The 1,575-nt window shown below is 32.8% G+C and carries 1 protein-coding gene; it reads left to right on the forward strand.

Going from position 1 to position 1,575, the window contains the following annotated elements; all coding sequences use genetic code 11:
• Window positions 1-74: 74 nt before the first annotated feature.
• Entirely contained in the window at window positions 75-1,490 is a 1,416-nt protein-coding gene (locus BUB63_RS13075; protein WP_200790289.1) for an ISLre2 family transposase, read from the forward strand.
• Window positions 1,491-1,575: the final 85 nt, after the last annotated feature.

Below are 1,575 nucleotides of genomic sequence, written 5' to 3' on the forward strand. Positions count from 1 at the left end.
CATAGTGTAAAATTATTGTAGGACGAAAAAGGACAAAAAATTTAAAAGAGACAACCCCTGTGGTAAAATAAAAAGTGGAAAAAACACAAACCAATAAGGGGGTGTCTCTTTTGAATAATATTATACAACAACATTTAATAAATTTCACTACTAAATTAATAAAAAATGTAGAAGAAATGCTGTCAAAAGAATGGGATTTTACAAAACTTGTTGAGGTAGTTAAAGAATCGACTGATGAACTTGGAAGGAATATAATAAAAGACTTTTTAGAAGAATTAGATAAAGCGATTAAAGAAGATGATAAGAGAAAAAAGGAATGGATAGTTGAAAGAAAAGACAAGAAAAGTATTATTACGCTCCTAGGAGGAATAGAATATTCAAGAACATACTACAAATCAAGAAAGAGCGGAGAATATAGATATTTACTTGATGATGTTATAGGTATAAGGAAACATGAGAAGGTGGATAAAGAAGTAAAGATAAGGCTTGTAGAGAATGCAATCAACATGTCCTACGAAGAAAGTAGCAAGATAACATGCAAAGAGAAGCTAAGTAGGCAAACAGTATTTAATGCAATAAGGCAGGTAGGGGAAGTAGAGGTAAAGAGAGAAGTAAAAGAAAAAAGGAAGGTAAGGGTATTATACATAGAAGCGGATGAAGATCATGTTGCACTGCAGGATGGCAAAAAGGAGATGCCAAGGCTTGTCTATGTTCATGAAGGAAGGCAAGAGAGGAATGGAAGGAATGAATTAAAAAATGTATATTACAAAGCATACGTAGGAGTAGAAGCAGAAGAAATATGGATAGATGTAGCGGATTATGTGTATGAGAATTATGAAATAGAGAGCATAGAAAAGATATATATAGCAGGGGATGGGGCAAGATGGATAAAGGAAGGAATAGAGTGGATTCCAAAAGCGAAATTTGTATTAGACAGATATCATTTAAACAAATACATAATAAGAGGGACAGCAAAGAGAGAAGAATATAGGGAAAAGATATGGAAAGCCATAAATGAAGGAGATAAGAAGGGTTTAAGGGAAATATTTAAGGAGCTTGCAAGTAAAGCAGAAACTAATACAGAAAAAGAAAGGATAAAAGAAGCAAGAAGGTATATATTAAACAACTGGGAAGGGATAGAAATATATAAAGATGACGATGAAGTAATAGGATGCAGCGCAGAAGGGCATGTAAGCCATGTATTATCGGCGAGATTAAGCAGCAGGCCATTAGGATGGAGCAAGGAAGGATTAAAGATAATGGCGAAGCTAAGGGTATTCAGCAAGAATGGAGGAAATTTAAGGGAAATAAGTGTGTTTAAGGAAGATGAAAAAGCCTTCAAGGTAAGTAAGAAGAAAATAAAAGAAGCGATAAGGAAGATAAATAAATCTTCACGCGAAGTTATGAATAATATAACGATATTGAACATAGGGAAAGTAACGCCAATTTACAGGATATTAAAATCAATAAAATATGAAAATATAATTTAAGTTTTTTAAATTTAACAAACGCCTTGAAACTAGCTAATTTAAGGGGTTGTCTATAAAAATTAACCTACAATATCTTGACACTATC

The organism is Caloramator proteoclasticus DSM 10124 (assembly GCF_900129265.1).
GTDB classification, from domain to species: Bacteria; Bacillota; Clostridia; order Clostridiales; family Caloramatoraceae; genus Thermobrachium; species Thermobrachium proteoclasticum.